This is a genomic window from Pseudooceanicola sp. HF7, from assembly GCF_011806405.1.
Taxonomy (GTDB): Bacteria; Pseudomonadota; Alphaproteobacteria; order Rhodobacterales; family Rhodobacteraceae; genus Pseudooceanicola.
In genome coordinates this window covers 21026-45989 of sequence record NZ_JAATOW010000037.1, presented here as the reverse complement: position 1 = coordinate 45989, position 24964 = coordinate 21026, and the positions used below count along the sequence as shown (strand labels likewise).

Annotated in this window: 24 protein-coding genes and 1 riboswitch; of the genes, 8 read left to right on the top strand and 16 right to left on the bottom strand. The window is 60.9% G+C overall.

Annotation, left to right across the window (positions count from 1 at the left end):
- The 4 genes from HCZ97_RS17025 to HCZ97_RS17010 form a co-directional block, all read left to right on the top strand.
- On the top strand, positions 1–297 hold a 297-nt coding region (locus HCZ97_RS17025; protein ID WP_167690259.1), incomplete at its 5' end, for a DUF2796 domain-containing protein.
- Between the two features lie 16 nt (positions 298–313).
- Positions 314–994 carry an ABC transporter ATP-binding protein gene (locus HCZ97_RS17020; protein ID WP_167690264.1) on the top strand — a complete coding sequence of 227 codons (681 nt, stop codon included), beginning with the start codon at positions 314–316 and terminating at the stop codon, positions 992–994.
- A complete protein-coding gene (locus HCZ97_RS17015; protein WP_167690258.1) occupies positions 991–2241 on the top strand; it encodes an ABC transporter permease in 1251 nt (416 codons plus the stop codon). Before HCZ97_RS17020 ends, HCZ97_RS17015 begins: the two co-directional genes overlap by 4 nt.
- A gap of 34 nt (positions 2242–2275) precedes the next feature.
- A complete protein-coding gene (locus HCZ97_RS17010) occupies positions 2276–2785 on the top strand; it encodes a DUF3299 domain-containing protein (protein WP_167690256.1) in 510 nt (169 codons plus the stop codon).
- 124 nt (positions 2786–2909) lie between these two features.
- Here HCZ97_RS17010 and HCZ97_RS17005 read toward each other — a convergent pair whose 3' ends face one another.
- From HCZ97_RS17005 to HCZ97_RS16990, 4 genes are all read right to left on the bottom strand, one after another.
- Complete coding sequence (locus HCZ97_RS17005; RefSeq protein ID WP_368484389.1) at positions 2910–3659, bottom strand: ABC transporter ATP-binding protein; 750 nt, start codon at positions 3657–3659, stop codon at positions 2910–2912.
- Positions 3660–3667: 8 nt separating this feature from the next.
- Positions 3668–4720, bottom strand: a complete 1053-nt coding sequence (locus tag HCZ97_RS17000; protein WP_167690262.1) for an iron ABC transporter permease — start codon at positions 4718–4720, stop codon at positions 3668–3670.
- 2 nt (positions 4721–4722) lie between these two features.
- A complete protein-coding gene (locus tag HCZ97_RS16995) occupies positions 4723–5733 on the bottom strand; it encodes an ABC transporter substrate-binding protein (RefSeq protein WP_167690253.1) in 1011 nt (336 codons plus the stop codon).
- A gap of 102 nt (positions 5734–5835) precedes the next feature.
- Positions 5836–6026, bottom strand: a riboswitch (cobalamin riboswitch).
- A gap of 167 nt (positions 6027–6193) precedes the next feature.
- Positions 6194–7972, bottom strand: coding sequence for an SLC13 family permease (locus HCZ97_RS16990; protein ID WP_167690251.1), 1779 nt, complete (start codon positions 7970–7972; stop codon positions 6194–6196).
- Positions 7973–9033: 1061 nt separating this feature from the next.
- Between HCZ97_RS16990 and HCZ97_RS16985 the strand changes: the two genes are divergently transcribed.
- The 4 genes from HCZ97_RS16985 to HCZ97_RS16970 all read left to right on the top strand — a co-directional run bounded on the left by HCZ97_RS16985 (position 9034) and on the right by HCZ97_RS16970 (position 14380).
- Entirely contained in the window at positions 9034–9702 is a 669-nt protein-coding gene (locus HCZ97_RS16985) for a hypothetical protein (protein WP_167690249.1), read from the top strand.
- Positions 9684–11876, top strand: a complete 2193-nt coding sequence (locus HCZ97_RS16980) for an NACHT domain-containing protein (RefSeq protein ID WP_167690248.1) — start codon at positions 9684–9686, stop codon at positions 11874–11876. The genes HCZ97_RS16985 and HCZ97_RS16980 overlap by 19 nt, the downstream gene beginning before the upstream one ends.
- Before the next feature lie 304 nt (positions 11877–12180).
- The gene (locus tag HCZ97_RS16975) at positions 12181–13191 is read left to right on the top strand and encodes a hypothetical protein (RefSeq protein WP_217701814.1); all 1011 of its coding nucleotides are present in this window, start codon (positions 12181–12183) and stop codon (positions 13189–13191) included.
- 337 nt (positions 13192–13528) lie between these two features.
- Positions 13529–14380 (top strand): hypothetical protein, encoded by an 852-nt coding sequence (locus HCZ97_RS16970; protein ID WP_167690246.1) that lies wholly within the window; start codon positions 13529–13531, stop codon positions 14378–14380.
- Between the two features lie 298 nt (positions 14381–14678).
- Here HCZ97_RS16970 and catB read toward each other — a convergent pair whose 3' ends face one another.
- From catB to HCZ97_RS16910, 12 genes are all read right to left on the bottom strand, one after another.
- On the bottom strand, positions 14679–15314 hold the full coding sequence (gene catB, locus HCZ97_RS20485) for a type B chloramphenicol O-acetyltransferase (protein WP_167690244.1): 636 nt from the start codon (positions 15312–15314) through the stop codon (positions 14679–14681).
- A 975-nt stretch (positions 15315–16289) separates the two neighbouring features.
- Complete coding sequence (locus tag HCZ97_RS16960) at positions 16290–17480, bottom strand: HNH endonuclease (protein ID WP_167690242.1); 1191 nt, start codon at positions 17478–17480, stop codon at positions 16290–16292.
- Positions 17481–17813 carry a nucleotide pyrophosphohydrolase gene (locus HCZ97_RS16955; RefSeq protein WP_167690240.1) on the bottom strand — a complete coding sequence of 111 codons (333 nt, stop codon included), beginning with the start codon at positions 17811–17813 and terminating at the stop codon, positions 17481–17483. It lies immediately after the preceding gene.
- 538 nt (positions 17814–18351) lie between these two features.
- Complete coding sequence (locus HCZ97_RS16950; protein WP_167690238.1) at positions 18352–18714, bottom strand: hypothetical protein; 363 nt, start codon at positions 18712–18714, stop codon at positions 18352–18354.
- Complete coding sequence (locus tag HCZ97_RS16945; RefSeq protein ID WP_167690237.1) at positions 18711–18986, bottom strand: hypothetical protein; 276 nt, start codon at positions 18984–18986, stop codon at positions 18711–18713. Before HCZ97_RS16945 ends, HCZ97_RS16950 begins: the two co-directional genes overlap by 4 nt.
- A gap of 10 nt (positions 18987–18996) precedes the next feature.
- On the bottom strand, positions 18997–19812 hold the full coding sequence (locus tag HCZ97_RS16940) for a M15 family metallopeptidase (RefSeq protein ID WP_167690235.1): 816 nt from the start codon (positions 19810–19812) through the stop codon (positions 18997–18999).
- A 65-nt stretch (positions 19813–19877) separates the two neighbouring features.
- Positions 19878–20372, bottom strand: a complete 495-nt coding sequence (locus HCZ97_RS16935) for a hypothetical protein (protein WP_167690233.1) — start codon at positions 20370–20372, stop codon at positions 19878–19880.
- A 3-nt stretch (positions 20373–20375) separates the two neighbouring features.
- Positions 20376–20576 carry a hypothetical protein gene (locus tag HCZ97_RS16930; RefSeq protein WP_217701812.1) on the bottom strand — a complete coding sequence of 67 codons (201 nt, stop codon included), beginning with the start codon at positions 20574–20576 and terminating at the stop codon, positions 20376–20378.
- A gap of 111 nt (positions 20577–20687) precedes the next feature.
- Positions 20688–21683: a phage late control D family protein gene (locus HCZ97_RS16925; RefSeq protein ID WP_167690229.1), complete on the bottom strand. Its 996-nt coding sequence runs from the start codon at positions 21681–21683 to the stop codon at positions 20688–20690.
- Complete coding sequence (locus HCZ97_RS16920; RefSeq protein WP_167690227.1) at positions 21683–21892, bottom strand: tail protein X; 210 nt, start codon at positions 21890–21892, stop codon at positions 21683–21685. Before HCZ97_RS16920 ends, HCZ97_RS16925 begins: the two co-directional genes overlap by 1 nt.
- Positions 21892–22314, bottom strand: coding sequence for a phage tail protein (locus HCZ97_RS16915; RefSeq protein ID WP_167690225.1), 423 nt, complete (start codon positions 22312–22314; stop codon positions 21892–21894). Before HCZ97_RS16915 ends, HCZ97_RS16920 begins: the two co-directional genes overlap by 1 nt.
- A 29-nt stretch (positions 22315–22343) precedes the next feature.
- A complete protein-coding gene (locus HCZ97_RS16910; protein WP_167690223.1) occupies positions 22344–24941 on the bottom strand; it encodes a phage tail tape measure protein in 2598 nt (865 codons plus the stop codon).
- Between the last annotated feature and the right edge of the window lie 23 nt (positions 24942–24964).

Genomic DNA, 24964 nt, shown 5'->3' with positions numbered 1-24964 from the left:
CACGACCACGACCACGACCACGACCACGACCACGACCACGACCACGACCACGACCACGACCACGACCACGACCACGAAGAAAGTCACGACGACCACGCCGAAGGCCACACGGAATTCCACGCCGAATATGCGATCGATTGCACCTCTCCGTCCGATCTTGCTCAGATTGAGTTTGCCTATTTCGACAACTTCCCGAACGCGCGCGAACTCGACATCCAGCTGCTGAGCGACACAGGCGCGCAAGCCTTTGAAGTCGACAGGGACACTCCGGTGCTCACCCTTGCCGGAAAGCTCTGATCTTCACACGCCGGCCATCGATCTTACCGGGGTAGAGTTTCACTGGGGCCGCAGGTCGGGCTTTTCGCTCGACGTGCCGCGCTTCCAGGTCGCGCGCCGCGAAAGTGTGCTTCTGCTGGGGCAAAGCGGCTCGGGAAAGTCGACGCTGCTGTCGCTCATCTGCGGTATCGTGACGGCCCAAAGCGGAAAGGTCACCGTCGGGGGTACGGATCTTGCGACCCTGCGCGCCGGGGCGCGGGACCGCTTCCGGGCAGAGCAGATCGGCGTGATCTTCCAGCAGTTCAACCTGCTGCCCTACGGCAGCGTGGCCGATAACATCCTGCTGCCGCTCAACTTCGCGCCAGAGCGGCGGCAGCGCGCCGGTGACGCCCATGCCAAGGCCGGGCACCTGTGCCAGGCCCTTGGCCTGCCGTCCGGGCTGCTTGCCAGTCCCGCCGGGCGGCTCAGCGTGGGTCAGCAACAACGGGTGGCCGTGGCGCGCGCGTTGATCGGAAACCCGCCGCTGATCGTCGCGGATGAGCCGACCTCGGCACTGGATGCCGCGACGCAGGACAATTTCCTTGGACTGCTCTTTGAACAGACTGCCGAAGCGGGCTCAGCCCTCTTGATGGTCAGCCATGACGAACGCCTCGCCCCGCGCTTCGACCGCGTGCTGCGGCTTGAGGACATCGCCCGCATCGAAAGGGCCGCCGCATGATCCTGCGCCTTGCTTTCGGCTCGCTCCGGGCCCGCGCGCTGACCGTGGGGCTGACCGTGCTTGCCATTGCCCTTTCGGTGGCGCTTTTCCTGGGCGTGGAGAAGGTGCGCACCGGGGCCCGCGCCAGCTTTGCCGACACGATCTCTGGCACCGACCTGATCGTCGGCGCGCGCTCGGGTTCGGTTCAGTTGATGCTTTATTCGGTCTTCCGCATCGGCAATGCCACCAACAACGTCACTTGGCAGAGTTACCAGGACATCGCGGCGCGGGACGAGGTGGACTGGATCGTGCCCATCTCCCTGGGGGACAGCCACCGGCAGTTCCGCGTCATGGGCACCACGCCCGCCTTCTTCGAGCATTACAAGTACCGCGGCGGCCGCGCGCTGCAGATCACGCCGGGGGCCGGCCTGGACGATCTCTATGATGCGGTCATCGGTGCTGATGTGGCGGCGGCGCTTGGCTATGCGGTGGACGATCCGATCGTGGTCTCGCACGGGCTTGCCTCCTTCACGGAGCATGACGATCAGCCGTTCCGCGTTGCCGGGATCATCGCCAAGACCGGCACGCCGGTAGATCGTACGGTGATCGTGAGCCTGCAGGCGATCGAGGCGATCCACGTCGACTGGCAGAGCGGCGCGCAGCAGCCGGGTCAAAGCACGCCGGTTGAACAGATCCGCCAGATGGACCTGACCCCCAAGGCGATCACCGCCGCCATGGTCGGGGTGAAATCGCGCCTGCAGGTCTTTGCGCTGCAACGCTGGATCAACGAATACCCCGAGGAGCCGCTGCTGGCCGTGCTGCCGGGCCTCGCGCTGCAGGAGCTCTGGCAGATTGTCGGCCTGGCCGAGACCGCGCTTGTCGGCGTCTCTGCCATGGTGGTGGTCACCGCGCTGCTGGGGATGACCGCGATGATCTTTTCAAGCCTGAACGAACGGCGCCGCGAAATGGCGATCTGGCGCGCCATGGGCGCCCGGCCGGGCGTGATCCTGGGCCTGCTTGTGCTGGAAGCGGTGCTGATGGCAGCGCTTGGAGCGCTGCTGGGAATGGCGCTGCTCTACGGGGCGCTGGCCCTGGCACGTCCCCTGATCGACGCGGCCTTCGGCCTCTGGCTGCCGCTCGACCCGCCGGGACTGCGAGAGCTCTGGGGAATGCTTGCCGTGATCGGCGCTGCGGCCCTCGCAAGCCTGCTCCCCGCGCTCAGGGCCTACCGCCTGTCTCTGGCCGATGGCATGATGGTGCGGATATGATCAGAACCGCCCCACCCGAACGGAGGTTAATGGAATGACTGCATCTCTCAAACGTCGCGCGTTCTGTGCCGGGACAGCCCTGCTTGCGGCCCTGCCCGCCTCCGTGCTGCGCGCCGAAAGCACCACGGTGCTGACCTGGAAGGACCTTCTGCCCGAAGGGGAAACCACCCTGCCCCCGTCGTTGCAGGGCATGGTGCAGCATGACCAGGCGCCGCTTGCCAGCCAGCAGCCGGAATCCTCCGGCGTGCGCACCGACTGGAACGGCGAGACGGTGCAGCTGTCGGGCTTTGTCGTGCCGCTCGATTACGAAGGGACCGCGATCACCGCCTTCATGCTCGTGCCCTACGTCGGGGCCTGCATCCACGTCCCACCGCCGCCGGCAAACCAGCTGGTGCTTGTCACATCGGCAAAGCCCTATGAATCCAGGGGTCTGTTCGAAGCCGTCACGGTCACGGGCATGTTCGGCACCGCCGCGACCGCCACCCAGCTGGCCGATGTGGGCTACGCGCTTTCGGCGGATCGGGTCACCCCCTACAGGGGCTGAGACCGCGCCGCACGCCGCTTGAGCGGCCTGGGCGTCCTGCATTGCGTCCCCTCAGATCGACTGCAGACCGTCGCCGTCTGGCTTGTCGCTGGCACAGAGGTCGTGCTGCCCCGGGTGCGCCTCTTCAAAGCGCATGCGAGAAATGAAGATGCGTTGCGCCGCCCTCAGAGACACTGCGCGTCGCGGCCACCCCGAAGACCTCCGCCAAGAGAGCCTCATCAAGGATGTCGGCAGGGGTCCCAACAACGACCAGACGTCCGCCTTGCATCACGCCGATACGGTCACAGGCCGCGGCCTGGTTGAGGTCGTGCAGCGCGACGACACGCGTGATGGGCAAGTCCCGGATCAGCGCCATCAGCGACAGCTGGTGGCGGATGTCGAGGTGGTTCGAGGGCTCGTCCAGCATCAGAAGTTCCGGATCCTGGGCGAGTGCGCGGGCGATATGGACACGCTGCCGCTCTCCGCCGGAAAGCGTGTGCCAAAGGCGCTCCGCAAAGGCGGTCATTTCCACCGCGCTCAGCGCGGCCTCAACAGCGGCGGCGTCCTCCTCGCTCCAGCCGCGCAGAGGCGACAGATAGGGCGTGCGCCCAAGCTCCACCGCCTCCCGAACTGTCAGGCGATCGGTCGTGTCGGCCTGCTGCTCAACGAAGGCAATGCGCCGGGCGCGGTCGCGGGCGGGCATTTTCCTCACCTCCGTCCCCTCCGCAAGAACCCGGCCCGCACTTGGCCTGCGCAGCCCGGCAAGGCATCGCATCAGCGTGGACTTGCCCGACCCGTTGGGCCCGACAAGGCCAAAGAGCTCTCCGCGCTCGATATGCAGGGAGATGCCCTGCAGAAGCGGTACCCGGTGAACCTTTGCGGATAGGGCGTGCACCTCGATCCTCATCGCCGCGCCCCCCGTACCAGGATCAGCGCAAAGGCGGGTGCCCCGACCAGTGCCGTCACCACGCCGATGGGCAAGACCTGGCCCGGCACGATGATACGGCTGATCACGTCGGCGGCGACCAGGAAGACCGCCCCTGCCAAGGCCGAGGCCGGGACCAACCGGTCGTGCCGCGTGCCCACCAGGAAGCGCATGGCATGCGGCACGACAAGACCGACGAAGCCGATCGCGCCCACCTTCGACACAAGAACGCCGACCATGATCGCGGTCGCCGTGATCAGACTGCCACGGAGGGCCTGCACGTTGATGCCAAGTGCCGCCGCGCCGTCTGCGCCAAAGGTAAAGGCATCCAGGCCACGCCTGTGCCACAAGCAAAGCGCCACGCCCCCAATCGACACGAAGATGCAGGCGCCCACGTCTTCCCAGCGGATGCCGGAAAGATTGCCCATCAGCCAGAACATGATGCCTCGCGCCTGTTCGGCATTGGCAGACCGGGCAATCGTGAAGGCGGTCAAGGCGTTGAACAACTGCGACCCGGCGATCCCCGCCAGAATGATCGCAGCGGCGGCCTGGTTCGCACGCCCACCGCCCGCGCCACCGCTCACCGCATGAGCCAGCAGGATGACACAGGCAAAGGCCAGAAGCGCCCCGCCCAAGGCCCCGAAGGACATGGAAACCGCGCCACCCCCGACGCCGGCAATGGTCACTAGAACCGCCCCAGTCGACGCCCCTGCCGAAAGCCCCATCAGGTAGGGATCAGCTAGCGGGTTGCGCAGAAGCGCCTGCAAGACGACTCCTGTCAGCGCAAGACCCGCCCCGCAGCAGGCCGCGACAATGGCCCGCGGCAGGCGGTAGCTCCAGATGATCCCGGCATCGATCCTGTCGACCGGATAGCCCGCCCCCCAAAGCTTGTTCGCCAATGTCTGCAGCACCGTCATGAGCGGCAACCGGGTCTCTCCGATTGCCGTGCCCACCAGGATCGCCACCCCCAGCAAAACTGGCGCGAACCAGAGACGGCGCCGCGCCGCCAGGCGGGGGGTCGCGGCCACCATGGTCATTCGAAGGACATAGTGGAAAGGGCTTCCGAAAGCGCCTCCAGCCCGTAGATGGTCCGCATCGTCGCGCTCATCGCGTGCGCGTCCATCTGGACGATGCGGCCTTCCCGAACCGCTGTCATCTGGCTGGCAACGGGGTCGGAGCGCAGAAACTCCAGCTTCCTGTCGATGTCATCCGCGGGGAAACGTCGACGATCCATATAGGCAATGACGATGAGATCGGGATTCGCACGGGCAATGCTTTCCCATCCCACGGTCGGCCATTCCTCGTCCGACGTGATGACGTTCTCGATGCCCAGCTTCGCCATCATGTAGCCCGGCGCGCCAAGCTGGCCGGCAACATAGGGGTCGCTCTCCAAATCGGGGGAAGAGAACCAGAACACGGCCGACAGGTCATCCGGCAGATCCAGACCTTCGGCGCGCGCGATGGCGGTCTGCTCAGTGGCCTGCAGGTCGCCTGCAAGCGCCTCGCCCTCTGCCTGTACGTCGAAGATCTGCGCCAGTTCTCGAATGCCCTTGTAGACGGAAGCTGTCTCGAAGGCGCCCGTTCGCGTGCCGTCCCCGCCGGTGGAATTGTCCTTGGTGTCGCAATCGGCCGGCATGATGTAGGTGGGGATGCCGATGTCGTGGAACAGCTCACGCGTCCCCACGCTCCCACTTTCGCCCACGTGCCATTCGTATTGCACGGCAACAAGCCCTGGCTTCTTCGCAACGACGCTTTCGAAGCTCGGGTCGTTATCGGCAAGCCGCTCGATGCCCTCGTTCACCTCCGCGAATTCCGGAAGGACCGGGTTGAACCAGACCGAGGTGCCCAAGACCTTCGGCGCAAGGCCAAGGGAATAGAGGATCTCTGTCGCGGACTGGCCGATGGTCACGGCGCTTTTCGGGGCGGCGTCGAAGGAAACATCGACACCACAATTCCGGAGAGTAAGGGGATAGTTTGTGTCCTGCGCGCGCAGGGGAAGGGCAACGCTGGCCAGCAAGGTGGCTGCAATCAAGGTCTGTCTCATCCGATCCGTCCCGTCAGATAGGACCGTCAGGGGCAAGACGTGAAACGAAAAATGGCCAAGGCGGCCACGTTGAGTTTCCCGCCCCGGCACACCCCGTCCAGTCGTGATTTCACATCCGTCGGCAGGTCTCCTGACTGACGGGTCACGGCATCTCTCGCCTTCCCGGGAAGGTCCCAGTGGCATATCGAGAGACACTCGCCGCCTACAGTTGCGGGGGCAGTTCCGTTTGCCGGACAAGCCCGGAACGGATTCCCTTTCAATTCCCGAAGGAAACCGACGCTGGGATCAATGGCAAAGGTTCCAACTGTTTGCAAGCGCGCGGCGACTGCTCCCCCTGCGGCCCGTGGAAGTCTCTGGATCTGCAAAAAGGGTCGAAGACTCCAGGCGCTTCGGCCCCTTAAGGCGCCATTCTCAAAGGAACGGCGGCTCCCGGCACCTCCCTATGCCCACCCTGACCCGCTCAGGGCTGCAACGGCCAGAACACCGGCGCCAGAAGGACCGTCACCACCCCCGCCATGATGTTCATCGGCAAGCCCAGGCGCAGGAAGTCGGTGAACCGGTAGCCGCCCGCGTTATAGACCATCGTGTTGGTCTGGTAGCCGATCGGCGTGGCAAAGCTGGCACTGGCGCCGAACATGACGACCACGACGAAGGCGCGCGGATCCAGCCCAAGCGCGCCGGCCACGCCAACGGCTATCGGGGTCATGATCACCGCAACAGCATTGTTCGTGACCACCTCGGTCAGCACGGAGGTCACCGCGTAGATGAGCGCCAGGGCAAGGATCGGGCTCAGCTGCGCCAGCGGCACGGAGAGCCCCTCCACGATCAGCGCCATGGCCCCGCTGCGCTCCATCGCGGTGCCCAAAACCAGCATGCTGACGATCAGCAACAACAGGCGCCCGTCAATCGCCCCGATGCCCTCGTCCGGCTCGACACAGCGGGTCAGCAGCACGATCGCGGCACCGATGACCGCCAGCGGCAGGATAGGCGCCAGGTCCAGCGCCGCGCCCAGCACCACCAGGGCCAGGACGCCAATCGCGATGGGTGCCTTGGTCCTGCGGAAGGCACGGGCTTGCAATGGCGACAGCAGGACCAGGTCCTCGTCCCGCGCAAGCCGCGCGATATCCTCTGCCGGCCCGTCCAGCAGCACCGTATCGCCTGGCCGCAGGTGCAGCCGCGTGTCCTTCAGATCGCGCGCGCTGCCCTGGCGATGCAGGGCGATCGGATAAACGCCGTGGCTGCGCCGCCAGCCCAGGTCAGCAACCGGGCCCTTGCGATCCTTCACCAGCGCCTCCACGACCTGGTGACTGCGCGCGGTCCCCGGCTCAAGCCCGGGAATGGCAAGGTTGCGCGCACCCTCCGCCCTATAGCCCGCCACCTCGGCGTCAGAGGTATGCACCACCACCCGGTCCCCCATGGCCAGCACCTCTGTCTCCAGCCCGAGCTGAAGGGAGATGTCGTCGCGGATCAGATCCACGAGCCGCGTGGCGCTACGCCGGAAGTCGGCAATATCGCAAACCCTCTGCCCAATCAGGGGCGAATCCGCCGGCACGAAAAGCTCGACCCGCCAGGACCGCCCGCTGCGCGGCTCCTGCATCTCTGCCAGGGCAACCCGCTCAGGCAAGAGGCGCGGCGCGGCGATCGCCAGGAAGAGACTGCCCAGCAGCGTCAAGGCGATGCCAAGCGGCGCAATCTCGAACAGCGAGAAAGCCGGCAGGCCAAGGTCACGGGTCACGCCGTCCACCAGGATGTTCGTCGACGTGCCGATCAGCGTGCAGGTGCCCCCCATGATCACCACGAAGCTGAGCGGCATGAGGAAGCGCGAGGCATTGGTGCCAAGCTGGCGGGCCAGCCCGAAGACCACCGGAATCAGGACCATCACCACCGGCGTGTTGTTCATGAAGGCCGAGGCCACCGCCGCCAGCGCGAAGAACAGCAGGATCGTCTGCTTCGGACGCCGGACCATGCTGCGGCCCAGCCCTTCGGCCACGCCCTCCAGAACCCCGGTGCGCACAAGCGCAGCACTCAGCACGAACATCGCGCCGATGGTGGCGGGCGCTGAGTTGCTCAGGGCCTTGAGCAGGTCATCCGTGCTCACCAGGCCCAGTAATAGTGCCATGGCCACGCCGCCCAGGGCGGTCACCTCGGCGGCAAAGCGTTCGCTCAGGAACAGGGCAAAAACGGCAGCCACCAGAAGAAGGGCGCCCTGGGGCGCATAGGAACCGAGATCGAAAAACATGGAGAACACCCGAAGAAACGCCGCGCTGTACAGGCGCCGTCGGCAAGGCGCAGGTGGCAGGCGGACGATGATCCCCGCCGCTTCCTCTTTGAGTCGGCGGAGACTGCCACCGATCCTGCGACACGAGAAGAGGGATTCTTGTCCCCAAGATCCCGCCTGTCGCGCGACCCGTCGGAAAGCGGTCCCCCAGGCCCGTATCGCATCTGAAAAGGCCGCCGAATTGGCGGAATTCCGCGCTCATGCCCGCTCAAAGCCGTCCTTGTGGGCATGTCCTGCAGCGGCGCCGATGGCACGCAAGGCGCGTCACATGTTCCAGCCATGCCAGCATCACGCGGCCCCTGGCAGATGGGAAACAACCAAGCTAGATTCGGCACAAGATATGCGAAGGATGGTGGGTGATGAGAGACTCGAACTCCCGACATCTTCGGTGTAAACGAAATCCAAACTACCCTAGTCCCTTGAAACTAGGCGATGTTGGTTTCCCGGCAGTGGTGACGACTGCACGCCAAACAAGCGGACCAAAACGTGAACTTGGGAAACGCTGATCGCGACGCCATAGGGAGCGCCCAGCAGGCAAAGAAAGAACCGTTCAGAACCTGCCCGCTGTCCATCTTACTGACTCATTGAAGTCATGAAGGGCGGTTTCCGGACGTTCTCCGCACGTGCGAACCCAACCTTGCCAGAATGTAGAAGCGGACATTCCGGAATGTTGACACCGCCAGACCTGGCGCGAACTTGACAAGTGGCGGGAAAACAGACGTACGTCGTCGTGCGATGTCGGTCGCGGAAACCGACGAAGCCGCCGCTCTCGGTCGTCCTGGATAACCTGAACTCATGCCCGCAACGGTTGGAATTGCACCTTGTAATTCGAACGTCGGCCCATTAGCCAATAAAAAAACGTCGGCCCATTAGCCAATAGAAAGACGAGAAGAATCAAAGAAACTCGACCTATTGCGCTATGCAATGGCAGTGCTCGTGCGCTTGTAGTAGGTTGATTGGGCTTCTCCCTGACAAGCGGTTCCCGAGGAGGGCGAAATGGTGCTCACCGCTTAGGAAACAGCATGGCCAGACGCCCAAGGCGCACTCATGTTCTCATCGATTGGAACAGTGAACTTCACGCTCTACGTGGACAGCCTGCTTCCGAAAGCCCGGATGTTGCGCGTCGGGTTCTTAAGTCGGTGTGCCGCCAAGTCGGCAAACACCTTCTTCAATTGGCATCCGACGAAAACTTCTTTCTGTTCCTCCGCGCCTATCATGGATGGCGGCGGGGCTTTGAGCCGACACCAAACCGGACGGCATTGGAGGCGGCCCGCGTCTTCGACCCGAATGCCGATGAAGGTGGCGGCCTTAACGAGTATTCGGCGCACCCCCGACAGGTGGTTGTGCGGGAGCTGGAGTTTGGGGATCGGCTGCTTGGAGCAATGAATGAACGTCTATGTGGGCAGAGACGGGATCACCATTTGCCGAGCACTCTCCAAGCCGATCGTCGCGGCGTTCTGGGTGAAAAAATGGTGGACACGGCGCTGGTTTCCGACTTGCTTTACCTTGCGGCGGAAGAGGACGACAGTTGGCTGATCGTGGTTGGACAGGATGCGGACCTGGTTCCCGGTATTTTGACGGCAGAAGGACTATTGCAGGGAACAGGCCGCCGCGTGGTCTATCTTGCTCGCGGCGGAATAAAGAATAACAACCCCACAATGGCGGAATTGGTATGGCACCGGATAAATTGACACCCAAAGATCTGCGCCCGTTCGCGGATATCGGAACTTCGGTCGAAGTAATCGAGGCTGGGTTCATGCTGACCAGCAACGAACGCCCCATCACGGTCTCGAGAGAGAATGCGGGTTACGAGGTTTCCGCCGATGGACAAACCCGCCGCTACACGAGCGCTGGCGCGGTCCTAGCGAGCCCGGTGTTTGCAGATCTTTCCAAAGTAGCGAGGAATCAGGTAGCTCTTCTCGCTCCTAAAAGGATGATTGGTAGACCGGTCCCGATTACCTGCCAAATGAAGGTAGTAGAAGGACGAGTTCCGGGATGGAGTAACCAAGTAAAGCCTTGGGAAAGCCTCAATGACTGGCTACGCGACGTCCCTTCATCGCGGCGGCCGGGCGGAACCGATTTCCTCCTGATCGACGGCCCCGCAGGTGTCGGGAAGACGACGATTGTTCGTGAGGCCGCACTTTCCCGTGCTGAATCGTATGATGGGTCGGCACCATTGATCCTGCAAGTTGTCAGCCGAGGACGTGTTCTTCAGAATATTCCGGACCTGATTGCTTTCGCGTTGCAGGATGTTCGGTCGAATTTGACAGTAAATCAGTTGATCGTGTTGATGCGCCACGGTCTTGTGACACTGGCTATCGACGGGTTCGACGAGCTTTCCGATCCCAACGGATTTGAAACGGCTTGGAGTGGCCTCAACGGCTTAATCGAAGAGGCTCGTGGCTCGGCGACGCTCTTGCTTGCTGGGAGAGAAACTTTCGTATCGACCGACACTATTCGGAAGCAGTTGTCCTCTTTCAGCGCCAACCGCGACCGGCTTGCCGCCTTGTCTCTGACCGATCCAGACCCTGACGCCGCCCGGGCCTGGCTCCTTGAACAGGATGGTTGGAGCCATACACTTCTGGATAAAGAGTTTGTCGAGCCGATTTTTGATTCCGGCTCCTTTGCCCTTCGCCCCTTCTTTTTGCATCTCATCTCACTAGAGCCCGACGCTTTGGCAAGCGACGAGCTCCCGGCGTCGGACCTTTTGACATACCTCGTGGACACAATGACTCGCAGAGAAGCGACGAAATTCGTGGAAGCGCTTGATCCGCCGGATGGAAGCGAGGCAACCGCAAAATATGAGCTCTATGTCGGGCGCTTCCTTGAAGAAGTTGCACGCGACCTCGCCGAGAACCAGTCAGAAGCGATTAACGATGACGCCCTTGATCTGCTTGCCAGGGTTGCTGCGGACGGCTTGTTGCCCGACGATCAGATTGCCGCCGTAGCGCAACGTGCTCGAACCGTGGTGTTTCTTGCAAATGATCTGAGGGCTGGCGACGTGCGTTTTGCTCACGAGCAGCTTCAGCAACATTTCTTGGCACGCGAAGCTCTGAGGTCAGTGGGCGAGGGTGAAATTCCTCGCTACGTCAGGCGTAACTTGTTCGGTCGTGAGGCCTTGGATGTCTTTGGCCATGTGGCGCGCGGAAAAGGGGAAGAAGCAAATCGGTTTCTGATAGCTGTTCGCAAACAGCTTGCCTCGCCCTCGCGGGATCGGACCAGTATTAACCTTGCCGTGCTGGGTGTTGCCGCCGCATGCGCAGTGGTTCTCAAAGACGCTGATCTTCAGATTAGGGATATCGGCATCGGAGAGCTTCACTTTCCGTTTGCTGCGCCAGACGGGATCTCGTTCCGAGGCACTACGATCAGTATTTTGTACGCCGCTGGCGCCGATCTGCAGAACGTGCACTTTAATGATGGCGTTGTCATTGTGACTTTAGAAATCGACGCTCGCACACTTTTGCCTTCGCCCATTCCGCTGCCACAGATACTGGTTGGTCCGGAGGGGACGACAGCCGACGGAAGCGTTATAAGAGGGACTTTGTCACCAGAAGGAGTTGTCAACGATCCTACCAAGTTTGTCTGGTCGGAGAGCCTTGCTGAACTCCTGGGTCGGATTGACCGATATCGCGCATTCTGGCTGCGGACGAATATCGATGACACGGACCCGCCGGGCCGAAGGATCATCGCGCACCCGGATTGGGACAGAGTATTTGCGGCTTTGAAAGAGTTCGATCTGGTGACGGTAAGAAACCGCCAAGCTTCCGGAGCATGGGCGGCATTCGTTCATTTCCGGAAAGATATCTCGCTAGTAGAACATCCAGATTTGTATCGGAAGCTGATGCCGAGTGGAGTGGAGGGATGATCCAGAAACGCGCTTGTATCGCAAGATGATGCTCAAACGATACAGCCTCGAACGGCGGCTTCGCGGCGACACAATCCAGCGTTCGGACAGGTCGAGAATGGCAGCACTGGGCCGGTAGCGACGGCTGTCGGTGTATCCCGGGCGCTCGAACCGCTGCGACGCCGCATGTCCGCTTGGAGCCCACTTTGCATGATGCTGTATGTTGCACGAACGTCAGCTTCGACGCATTCTCAACGTAGTGTAACGGCCAAATGGCTTTACTGAATTCACCATTTTTAGTTCCTGATCAATCTTTGGCGGAGATATGGAATTTCACTATACGGAACCGCAGAACGAACTAGAGAAAATGTTCGGTGGCTTCTTTTGCATTAACGCAGTTGGCACTATTGAGCACGGCGATGACCTCAAGTTCATGAAGTTCCTTGATGACCACAAACCACCAGCTCACATGGTCGTTTACATCGACTCTACAGGCGGCGATTTAGAGGCTGGGATTGGAGTAGGCAGGCAAATTCGGCAGTACGGTCTATGGACAGATGTAGGCAGCTTTGTGTTGGAACCACCGGACCCGTCAAAGCCCTTGGTCCCAAGAAAACGTGTCAATGGTAGATGTATGAGCGCGGCCACCATGATCTACTTAGGCGGCCGCTTGAGGTTTTTTTCTGAGGGCAGTCAATTTGGAGTGCATCGCTTCTCATTCAAGGATCCACTTCCAGAACACATTGGGAAATCCCAAGAGCTTTCCGCAAAAATCGCGTCCTTTGTCAGTGATATGGGAGTCTCCCCCAAGTTCTTGGAACTGTCATCCGCCACCGATTCAAAAGAGATCAACCTAGTACCCGAACAGCGGCTTAAAGAACTTCGCGTAGTCACAGGCGGTCAAACCGATGTGGTTTGGACTGTACAGGCTCGCAGAGGGATCATGTACGTTAGAGGCGAACGGGATTCCATCTACGGACGCCACAAGGTAATGTTGTGCTTCGCTAAAGATGCTGGCTTTATCTTCTGGGCAGTCATTGAAGCCCAGAACCGCTTCAATGAATTGACAGGCTTTGGCGTCGTGGAAATCAATCTCAACGGAGAAGATATTAAGATTGACATATCGGAGAAATGTAAACGTTTCCAAGTTGGAGCAGACGTACATGTTATCGCTAAAGTATCGAGCGATCAGGCTCGTATAATCAGCGAGTCGGATAGCATTGGTGTTCAAATCAAGTTCGTGCATGAGGCTCCTACGTTTTTAGGTATCGGAGCGATGGATACAGAAGGGGGCGTCGAACAACTCTCGACATTTTACCGTAGTTTTTCAAAGTGATTCTGGTACCAGAGGCTTTGAAAACGGACATTCGACCGACCAATGTGAATGACGGCTAAGTCCCGCCCAGCCGACCTTCAGCCTCCGAAAATGCTGCGCGATGGACGAATGGCCGGTATGGGGAAGCCGCACCGCGGCGATCGGCCAGGGACTGAACGGCAGGTTGGGGCCGTCTCAGCCAAGCAGACCCAATCACCTGAGCTTCCAGCACTCTGCGGCGCCGTATATTTACTTAGAGCCCATAAAAAAGAGACTTTTTTGGCTCCGACCAGAAGATGGTTGGACGAACAATCCGCCTATGGCAGCATGGTTGTGAATAAGAATGGGGGGGGCGAGTGTGAGCGCCGAAGAGCCGATGGTTCATAATGTCAAAATAGACATTGATGCCATGCGAGAGATGGTCAACCTAGCAATTCGTCGGGTGAGCGCGTTTGTTCGTTTTGGTTTGGATGATTTGGATGCGAGGGATGGTGGGGACTTCAACCTTGCAGCGAGTATTGTTTATCGCTTCTGGCCCGAAGAAATAACCTCGGATTCTCGAGACGCTGCACGGGAGGAGTATAGGGCTTGGCTTGTCGGTTCCTGCCTCCGGGAGCTTGATCTGTTCTATGGGTTGTTTTTGGACAAACTTTGGTTCGCGATCGAGGTCGGCGAGTTACACGGATCAAGGATTCGATCTGATCACACGTTCGATCCAAAGTTTGCTCGGAAGACAAACGTCGCTGCGAAGCAACGTGCGGTGGCTATTAAGCTGGAAATTTCCGATTACTTTGCTGAACTCAACTCCCTTAGTCTGGCGCGAAACGCTCTAACTCACCACGCGGGAGTGGTGCGGTCGCCGTCTGACTGCAATAATGATGCTCGGAATACCCTGATCATCCAATGGCTCGCCTTTGATATGCTGGCGCGTCGAGGTAGCGAAGAAAGAGTGGTCGATCATGCGCCTTTCGACACTCATACCTTGCCTGGCGATGGCCCAGTTGAGATCGGCCTTCGCTTCACGCCACGCGAGTTAATCTTCCCAGCCGGTCATCAAATCAAACTTGCCCACTCGCAGATCGCCGAACTGTCTATGTTCTACAAAATTCTGTGTGACAAGGCGATTGCTGGCTACAAGTCCTTCCTCAAGGAGAAGGGAATATTGCAACCCGAGTCTGACGAAGACGCTGCGAACCCTGGCGCGCGCTAAACTAGCCCAAGGGCAGCATTGTCCCGCACTGCCGACTTCGGATCGCTTGAATTGCTGCGCCGAGGCCCGAGCGGCCGGTTCGGGGACGCTGCGCCGCGGCGGGGGCCAACCTGGCGAACGGCAGCTAATGGGATTGAACCGACCATCTGCTGCGCTTGGTTCGAATGTCCGCAGAGGGCCGTCAGCGACGACCTGGCTGGGCGACGAGGCTGTGGGGCTCGCGGCGCCGCCGCATGTCTGCTCCGAGCCCGTTGCGGACGGTTGCGCGCGCCATGAGATTGATGGCGCACGCGTTGGTTTAGCGGTCGCGGATATGGGTGCTCCAATGCACGTGAAGCGCTTTGATGTCGCCACTGGTTAAAAGCGGCATCGCGACATTCAGTTGGTCTTCAGACCACTCCCACCACCGCAGTTCGAGCAAAAGATTGACCAGACCTTCATCAAACCGCTTCCGGATTTCCTTGGCCGGGTGTCCGCCGACGATAGAGTAGGGTTCTACATCCCTTGTCACCACGGCGCGCGTTCCGATGACGGCACCATCGCCGATCGTGACGCCGGGCATGACGATGGCTTCGGAGCCGATCCATACGTCGTTGCCGATGACCGTGTCACCGGCTGGCCGGAAACCGTTCTCAGCGCCATTGAATGCGGGCACGTCGGACATCCAGTAGAATGGAAACGTGCTAACCCAATCGTATCTATGGCCCTGATTTCCCGCCATGATGAAGGCGGCGCCGGAACCTATTGAGCAAAAGCTCCCGATTATCAATCGGTCGACGCCCTGATCTGGCAACAGGTAACGGGCACAGTCCTCGAAGCTATGGCCATGATAGTAGCCTGAGTAGTAACTGAATCGCCCGACCAGGATGTTGGGATTGCGAACCTGCTTGTCCAGGGTGATGCCCCGGAAAGGGCTCTCGAAGTAGTTCTGCATTTTCAAACCTCTGAAAAATGGCTTGTGTTTGCACATGCAAGCCAGTCGCGACCGCCGGTGGCGACGCGCTACTCCCCTGCGCTTTCGCACAGGGACTTATTCAGATGGTTCGGTCCGCAGACTTCATCAGGTTTTCAGCCTTTCAAATCCTGCCCAATGATAAAGTCACAGTCCGTAAGTGCAAGTCGCAACATCGGCAGCTTTGTCCGCACAGCTGACCTCGGGGCCCTGGAACATGCTGCGCGGTGCCATGAAGGTCCGGTATGGGGAAGCCGCGCTGCGGCAACGTTGAACCTGGCCAAGGTCGGCTTCGGGCCGAGACCGGCAACGTTAGGCGGGCGTCAGTGGGAACCTCAGGCCTCATCGAGCCAGATATCGAAATCGCTCTACTTACCTTTATTTAATCGTTGTCTACCAGTGTCGGGCTATGCGTGTATGGAAGCTCGAAGCCAGCCTGACCGAAGAGAGACACCCCTCGAAATGGGGCTATGCCTTAGCTTCAAGCGCGGATGAAGCTCTTGAGCGCTACAAAGAGACCAGCGGCCTTCCATTTAATTGGGTCCATGCGAAGCACTTCGAGATGCTCTGGCCTGGATCGCCAGACCGGCAGGTGGACTGGTCTTAGTGGACTCATCTGCGAGATGGTCGAGAGCCGACATTGGCTCCGCCTCGGATGAACGCCAGCGATGCGCAGAAGCCGAGGTGCCTGGTCAGGCAGCGTCAGTTTTCACTTTGTAGGCGCTCACGGCCCTTAGAGGCCCTTCGCGTCAGGCGCAGCGAAAGCTCGGTCGCAGCCATTCCGCAGCGTTCGGGCAAGGCGCAGCGGTCGACTGGTGCCGACCCGAGTGCTGAGATCGGTCACCCGCAGCGTTTGGCGCGAAGGCCGACTCAGAGCCGGCCGCGCCGGTTTAAACAAAGCTCAGGAAGCAAAAGTTCGCTGGGGACGGACAACACATCGGAACAACAGAAGTTCATTTAGCTGTCGTTATAGTGCTGCTCTAAGGCCAAATAGCTCGGGTGATCTGTTGCCTTAAGAGGCAAGGATAAGCTGCGATTGTGGTAATTCCAGTATTGAGTCCCATAAAGCGTCGACGAAATTTCAACTTTGACTGACGTCGGATTTATTCTGATGAGGTGGAGATCGAACAACGTATGTAGATCAGCCCGTAGCAACAGTCCGTTGGTTATGTGATTCGTGTACTCTCCAAGGTACGGAGTGATGTGCGCGGCCTCTAGGACGGCTTCCACCCTAGTTTGGCTTATCGCGCATGCGCCATCATATGCCTTTAACAGAGCTTGCCGAAATTTCTTTTGCCCTCGTCGTTGAGCAATCTCCCTGAGCGTTTTCTCCCGCGCGTCTTTCAAGGTGTCCGGATAGAATTTAACGTCATCACTCAACTCATCTACTGTCTTGTGGGTCGCAACAAGTTGTGTATCCCAAGAGTTTGGCAAACAATCCATTAGAATAGGGTGAAAGATCTTTGCCATATGGCTAAATTCCTCAGCCAAAGACAGGCCCTCTAGTTCCTCCAATGAGAAGAACTTGCAAATAGAGCCGCCTCCTTTGTCGGTGCCGGAGCTCTTAGTTGTCTCTATGAGATCAGCCAGCGAACTCCATTCATCGAACCCGTCTTGTCCAGGCGATAGACGCGCCTTCAAGTTGAAGTGCCAACCGCCTTCGCGTTCAATATATTCTGAAAGTTCAACGGCCCGCTCTCCCTCAGGAAGTGGCAGCTTTCTATTGATGAGAGGGACAATTGTTCTATTCCGAATTTTGACCGCCAAATCGTGGTAGTCATCTTCGCTAATGCTTATTGCTAACCCCATTTCGAGACCGCGTTCGGATGCGATTGCATAGATCTGTGGCATTCGGGCAAATTCCTCAGATCCTGCACCACAAAGCGAGACCCAAACATCCACGGGTCTATGCCCCCTGGATCCATACTGCGGAGAGTAGTTCATGCGCTTAATCTCTACGGTCTCTGGCGCGGCAAGGCTGGATCTTGCGGCCTCAGCCGCTTCAACGAGTTCATCGTGAATGAGAGTATATCGCGCTTTGTCCTGCTCAGATATGACACCGGGATTATTCTTGCTACCAAAAGCATTGGCTGGTGCGTCTCGCCACTTCGCAAAGACTTCAAATGCCGCTCGATCATCGTTGAGCATTCATACTTCTTTTCTTGGCTTGGCAATTCCCCTACTAGCGTCAGCGGGGAAGCGCTGTTGGTTTGCATCGATCTTCTTATTCGTGACCTCAACGAGGTTGATGTCGGTTTTGTCGCAAAAAAGCAATAGATACGAGAAAATATCCGCAACTTCATCTTCGATAGCGCGCTTCATTTCCTCGTCCACTGGTGTGGATTCAGGCTTCCATTGAAAAATTTCCAATAGTTCCGAGGCTTCAACTGAAATTGATAATGCCAGGTCCTTCGGTGTATGGAATTGGCTCCAATCCCGATCATCACGAAATTTTCTAAGGCGCTCTGTCACTGACTGCATTTGGCTCGATCCATTTACTGTTGATGAGAGGATTTCAATAACAACTCGAGTGCAAAACTGATCTTTCCGGGTTGAACGATAGCCCTTTGAAAGATCGGCAACAAGCCATCGTCGCCCTCTTTGGCGTACTCGTAACGAAGCCAGCTTCGTCCGCAATGGATGAGTTCGCGGCCCACGCAGCAACCGTCGGCTACTGCAAATTCGCACTGAGGACCATGCCTCCACTTTATGCTGGGACCGGTCCTCCGCTGCGTGGGCCACGAATGGCAGCATTGGGCCGTGACGCACGGCGGGTCGCTCCTATTCTTCCGCAGGGCTCATCCCCTCGCGCAACCCATCATACCACTCCGCACAGTCATCCACCTGCCCCCATTGCCTTGCCAACGCCGCGTCTGTCCTGCGCAACGCAACGTCCAGGCGGTCCCCGACCGCAACACCACTGCCGATCTTGTGGCGGCACGCGGCTGGATACTCGGGCAGCTGGATCGGCGCAAACTGTACCTGACGGACAGCAGCAGACCGCAAGCGGCCTTCGGCATCACCGCGCCCGCAAGAGGCGCAGCAGATCGCCATCAACAACGCCATCAGGATTGATTGTCGTGTCACGTTCAAACGCCTCCAATTCTGTGGCGAAGCGCAAGGCTTCCGCCTCGGCAATCTGCATTCTTTCCTGAAGCTGGCGTGCCGTGCGATCTGCAGCTGCCAGACGCCGCTTGAGCCCGACCAATTCAGCTTGCGCCGCCGCAAGTTCGAACTGTCGTACATATCCAGCGCGCGCGGCCTCAACCGCTGCTGCACGATCCTGAAGGTGCCAGCCCCAAAGCAGGCCACAGGCGATCACTGCCAGCCCCAGGCGACTTGTCAGCGCTCGCCAACCCCATGACATCATAAGGGGCATCATGGCGCACCGTCCGGCGGGTAACGCGGCGGGCGGCGACGGTCGATCACGTCACGTCCGCCCAGGTGATCCAGCGCGGTCGCACCGACCAGCCCGGTAAAGGTGATGACCGTAACCGTGCTGGCCAGCCCGACGACCTGCGCCATATCCACCCCCTGCCCCACCTTCCAAAGAATGAAGCTGTCCCAAGCGACCGAAATCAGGAAGGCAAACAGCGTGGCCTCGCGCTTGTTGGACCGACCGCCGAACACCAGTTTCATGAACCATCGAAGCATTGGCCCGCCCCTAAAGCCGCGCGAACTGGAAATGCATCCAGTCCTTGCCCCAGGCGTAGCCCGCAGGCGTGCCGCCGTGGGCCATGACGATATTCCAGAACGGCACGTAGTCCGGCCCGGCGAACTGCGCCCGATCCGCGCCCCACCGCAGCTGATTGCGTTCCGGGTTCAGATCCACGGCAGCGCCATAGGCATGAACCGACAGCGACGCGCCGCCACGCATCTTGCGGTAGTTGAAGCATCCCCCGAACAGGTTCAGGTCCAGGCGCTCGATGTCTGCCTGCCCGTAGTGGGCCAGCGCGTGTCGGAAGATGTCCGACAGTGGGCGGGCAAGCTTTTCATGACAGGAAAAGCGAGTGACCGACTGGCTCTTGTTCCAGGCGATCAGCATGGGGAACGGCAGGTCCACCTTGCCTGCGGTGCATTGCGGGCCACCCGCCGGGCCATAGAAAGCCTGCATGTCGGCCTGGCGGGGATAGCGCGCCTGTTCGGGATGACTGCGCGGCGCGTCCAGCGGCTTGCGCCCTACGGCGGCCACGCGGCCCAGGGCAGCGTCATGCCAGGCGGTCAGTGCCTCTGCGGTGTTTTGGCCAGCGTACCCGTCGACCGAACCGGGTTCGAAGCCTTGCTGCGCAAGACCCACCTGCCCCGCCGCGATCAGGCGACGGCTTTGCGGCCAGCCGGACGGATCCCCGACAAAAGATGCGCGATGATGCAGTTCCGCCTGCGCGACAGCCTGCAGGGTCTGCGGCCCCGCGTCCCCGTCGATGGCACCAGAATACCAGCCAGCAGCTGCGCACAGCTGCTGGATTTGCGACACGTTCATGTCAGCACCTCATATGAAGATTTCAGAAGCTCACGCTGCGCAGCCACACCCGCGCAGATCGAAGGTCAGCCCTTGACCGACCAGGGGGCGGAGGCGAACAGATTGGCCTGCCGGCCCTCGGGGCACAGATGGAAGGACCAGACTTCCCAGGCCACGGGATGCCCTGACGGCGGGGCATCCAGACGCCAAGGCCCCCAGACTTCGGCCTCGCTGGAAGGCGGGCGGGATCCGCCGCCCCAAAGCGCGATTTCGGCAGACAGGTCCAGCCGGATCGGCCTGCGCAGCGCGCTCGGCATGACCGCATATGCCATCATCCCGTCATAGACACAGCGCGCCTTGACCATCGTTCCGCGCAGGACCAATCCCCCGGCGACCGGTTCTTGTTCGACCGTTACCCGCCGGAAAGGTGTCTGCAGGGTGATGTCGCGAAAACCGCGATAGCGCGACAGCTGGTCCCAGACTTCCGTCCCGCCGCTGATCGCCACCACCGCTGCCAGCACCGCGAACATGCCGACATTGGAACGCACCGCCGCCCGTGTATTGCCCATTGCATCGAACATGCGTCAGCCCCTGCCACCGATCCGCCGCCGGATCATTTCCTTGATGAACTCGCGATCCGAGATAAGGCCAGTGGCCGTGTCCAGCGCGATCAGGCCTAGGGCCATGACCCCCAAGGCGGCCAGAACCTCGGAATCACGCGTCCAGGGCGCAATGGTCGGTGAAAGCCCATAGGCCAGAAAGGCGCTGGCCGCCGTCTTGATCATTCGCCTGTACAGCGGTTCGCTTTCCGCCTTGACCATCGCCCACAGGACCATCCCGCAAACCACAGTCCAGAATTCCGCGCTCTTTCCGAACACCGCCGCCCCCCCTTCAGGTTATTCAGCCCGTAGTTTTCCCGATAGGGACGTGCGCAAACCGCCGCCCTTGCTGAAGCTCTGCTGCACGGTTTCCAGGATGAATTCGCGCCCATCCACTGAAGGCCGAACACCCGCAAAGGTCACCGGCTGACCGGCCATCAGATCCGGCCTGCCGTTGATGGCACAAGACATCTCGACCAGTCCGCGCTGGCCCTCGCGCGCCGCCGCCTGCGCCGCAGCGCGGGCTTCGGCCGCGGACCCGAAGGGCGACCGCAGCACCCGTTCACCCGTCGCTTGCGGATCCGCCGCCACGACGACCTCCCGCCGGGCCGCGCCGCCCAGATCCTGCCAATAGGCCTTCACGGTAGCGAACCGATCCACGTCCTGTTCGGAAATTCGGCAGCTGCCAGCGATCAGCGACGCGGCATCAATCACGGATGCGTCCATGACGGTGCCGCCCGCAGTTTCCCCGGCACCACGCTTCAGCCATAACAGCACACCCGCCTTGATGGTGAAAAGCGCGCCGTGCCGTTCCGAAAGCCGCTCAAGAAAGGCAAGGTCGGTTTCGTCCTGCTGGCCGATCCAGTCGTATTGATGCCCCGACACCGCATCGGACACCTTGGACTGCAGCCCATATCCACCCGCGATGTCCTGCACGATGTCCCGGACCGTCCGGCCATCCCAATGCCGCGTCTTGTTCGTCTTCATCTCGGATCGGAAATCGGCCGAATGACCACGCACGGTCATCGTGTAAGGCAGGCAGGTCATGTCGACCTGATCTACGACATATGACCCGGCGAAACCCCCGCCCGTCCCGGTCTGGATCGTCACGGACACCACCGCGCCGCGCCGGGGCGATTCAAAATGCGGCGCGGCATCGTTGAAGGTGAATTCGACCGCGTCGGACTGGACGCCCTCGCGATCCGTCACGGCCAGGGAAATCAGCCGCTCGAAGAACAGGCCCGACACGGGCTTGCCATCCACGGTGACCAGAACTTTCGGATGCGTGGCCATCAGTCCCAGAGCCTCGCAGCAAGAGTCTGGGTTTCAGCGGCCAGGTCCGGCAAGACCAGCTTGACCCCGGCAGGCAGACAATGGGCTTCATCGGCGGCATGGGGATTGGCCGTCAGCACCTGTTCGACGGCCCCGGCCTGCTGGCCATAGTGGCGGTAGCAGATCAGGTCCATCTGGTCTGAGTGCGCGGTGACATAGATCGTGGACATCAGACCACCCCCAGCAGCGACGAAAGCGACAACCCGCCCGACATCTTGCGGACCTCGATCGAATAGGCGATGCGCCCCGGTGTCCCGTTGCGATCATGAAAGGCCCGATCCTCTTCGACCCCCTGAATGGCGTGCCGCCCGAAGACGCGCCCGCCAAGCGACACCAGCATCAGCGGCACGCCGTTCTTCGCCGCAAGCCGGACGCCGTCCAGCGTGATCAGCCCGCCGAACTTCTGCGGAAAAAAGACACCGGAAATGGTCACCGTCTCGGAACGCGGGCCGGTCCATTGCAGGGCGTTGAACCCGCCGACGGTTTCGACCTCGGCCCAGGACGTATCCAGCTTGCGCTGCATGCCCGCAAAGCCGAAGCCATGCGCCTGAAAGAAGAACGGCCCCAAGGCCATGGTCACTGGTCCAGCCATGACACCCCCAATTTTTCGGATTAGTCGCTTCAGTCGGTAAAGCTGGCCCGCAGGGTCGCCGCCAGGCGATCCCCAAGGCGCGCTTCCAGGTGACCCACAATCGCTTCGGGGTCGGTGATGCCGGATGGCACGGTGACATGGATGCCGCCGTTGATCTCGACCCGCGCCCCGGCGGCAGACCCAACACCGGAGGTCACCGGCCTCGCCGCCGCAGGCAGGCCCATGACAGAGGCAGACAAGGTTGCCAGCCCCGCCGCCCGGATCCGCTGCGCGGCCCCCTGCATCTGCATCAACTGGCGGTTCGTGGCGATGAACCCGGAACGGTTCGGGAAATAAAGCTCTGCGCCGCGCTCGCCCACCAGCAGCGGATCGCGCCCGAACGGTCCGCCGGTCGCGCGCTGCTGCAGGCCCGATCCGCCGCTGATCACATCCCCGGCAGCGGGCGGTGGCGCACCATGCACGAATTCCACCGCGCTGTCATAGGCCGACATCACCGAGCCGATGATCGGCGCGTTGCGCAGCCCGCTTTCCATCGTGTCCCTGTTGTTCTGCCGGAAGGCCTCCTGCGCTTCCTCGCCTTCAGGGATGCTGCGCAGCGTCTGAAACGCCAGTGCGCCCGCCGTAAAGGCCTTCCAGTTAACCCTGTTCAAGCTGCGCTGGATGGCCGACGACTTGGCGCTGACATGCGTTGCAAGGCGGGTCATTTCGCCCGAGGCACCACGCCGAAACCCGGCGAAACGTGCCAGCGCGGGCGCAAAGCTTGGCAGCAGCTTCCCTGTCCAAAGCAGCGGCTTGATCAGGGTCGACAGGGCAAACTTCGGCAGCCGGGACAGCCCCCGGAAGATCCGGCCCAAGCCGCCGACCTCGCCAGCAGCGAAGGCAGCCCGCGCCCCGAAACCGACCAAGCCGAAGCGCAACACTGCAAGCGTGCCGATCAAGCCCGCCGCCGCGCTCATCAGCACACCACCGACAACGGCCAGCGCCCCGGTGGCCGCTGCCCCGGCCATGATGAACTTGGTCAGTTCCGGGTGCGCCTTTGTCCAGGCCGTCATCCGTTCGATGATCGGTTGCAAGGTGTCCAGCAGGTCATTCAAAGGTGGCAGCAGGACATCCCCGATTGTGACAGCCAGCACACCCATCTTGTTCTGCAGCAGCTGCAGATTGTTCGCCGTGGTCGCCGCGCGTTCGGCATATTCCGCTTCGGCACTGCCCGCGTAGGCCGGCTGATCCGCGACATATCCAAGCGCCTCGCGCAGCAGGTCGACGTTGTTCACCAGCGGATTAAGGCCGCGCGCCTCATCCCCGAAGATGTCACTGACAGCGCTGGTGCGCAGGTAGTCCGGCAGTTCGCGGATGCGTTCCAACACGTCGATCAGCGTCCCGCTGGCATCCTGGTGCATGGCCTTGGCCACATCTTCAGCCTGCAGGCCGATACGCTGGAAGGCCTCCACCTGACGGTCGGTCGCCCCTGCACCGCGCTGCAGATTGCGCCCAAGGTTCATGAACGATGTCGCCGCGACATCCGCCCCCGCGCCCGCCGCAATCATGGCAGAGCCAATCGCCATGGTGTCATCAATGGAGAAACCTGCGCTCACACCCGCCGACCCGGCCCGGTTCATGAAATTCAGCACATCCGGCGCGGTCGATGCCATCTTGTTGGACAGATGGTTGATACCATCGAAGATCAACGCAGTTTCATCCAGCGTCGTGCCCAGGGCGGCACGAATGCTGGCCATGGCCTCGCCCGATTGCTCTGCCGAAATATCGAAGGCGACACCCACTTTTGCCGCCATCTCGGCAAACTGCAGAAGCTGGTCGCCCTTCAGCCCCGACTGTCCGCCTGCCGCGACGATCTGCGCCAGATCCTCTGCGGCCATGGGAATGCGCCCTGACAGCGCCTGAATGTCATCCGACATCTGCTGAAAGGCTTCGGGCGACTCGAAGTCCAGAACCTTCTTCACATCGGCCATGGCACTTTCGAACTCGACCGCCTTCTGGATCGGGCCGGAAATCCCCGTCATGATCCGGCGCCCGGTCTGCATTGACGCAAAACCGACAAAGGACAGGTTGGCCGCCCCCGCCAGCGACCGTTCCATGCGCTCGCGCCCCTCGGCAATGCGATCCTGCATCTGCGCCAAGCGCTGCATCTTGGCGACCTGGCGACCGAAGGCCGTGGTGCCCTGATCCAACGCCCCCGTAAGGCGGCGCTGTTCGCCGCTCAGATCGCGCAGGTTCACGCCTGCCGTCGTCAGCTGCTTCTGCAGCCCGCGCAGGGTCTGGCGGTTCTGGCCATGCTTCTGTTCCAGGCGCTCGGCAGCGTCGCGGGCGCGGGCAAATTCGCGACGCATCTGCGCGGTCGGATTGGCCGTCGCTGTGATCTCGCGCCGCAGCTGGCGAACCTTCTCGCGCGCCTGTTCCATCGCCGCGCCGCTGTCGCGCACCACGCCCTGCTGTTTGCGGAAATCCTCGATCAATTTGAGGGGGCCGCGCATTTGCTGCAAACGGCCCATTTCCGTGCGCACCCCTTCCGCGAAACGCCCGGTCGCGCCGGACATCTTGCGCAGCTGGCTGCTGTACTGATCCACCGCCTTGATGGTCAGCTGAGTTTCAATGCGCTTGGTTGCCATCTGCGTCACTCACCTTGAAGTTT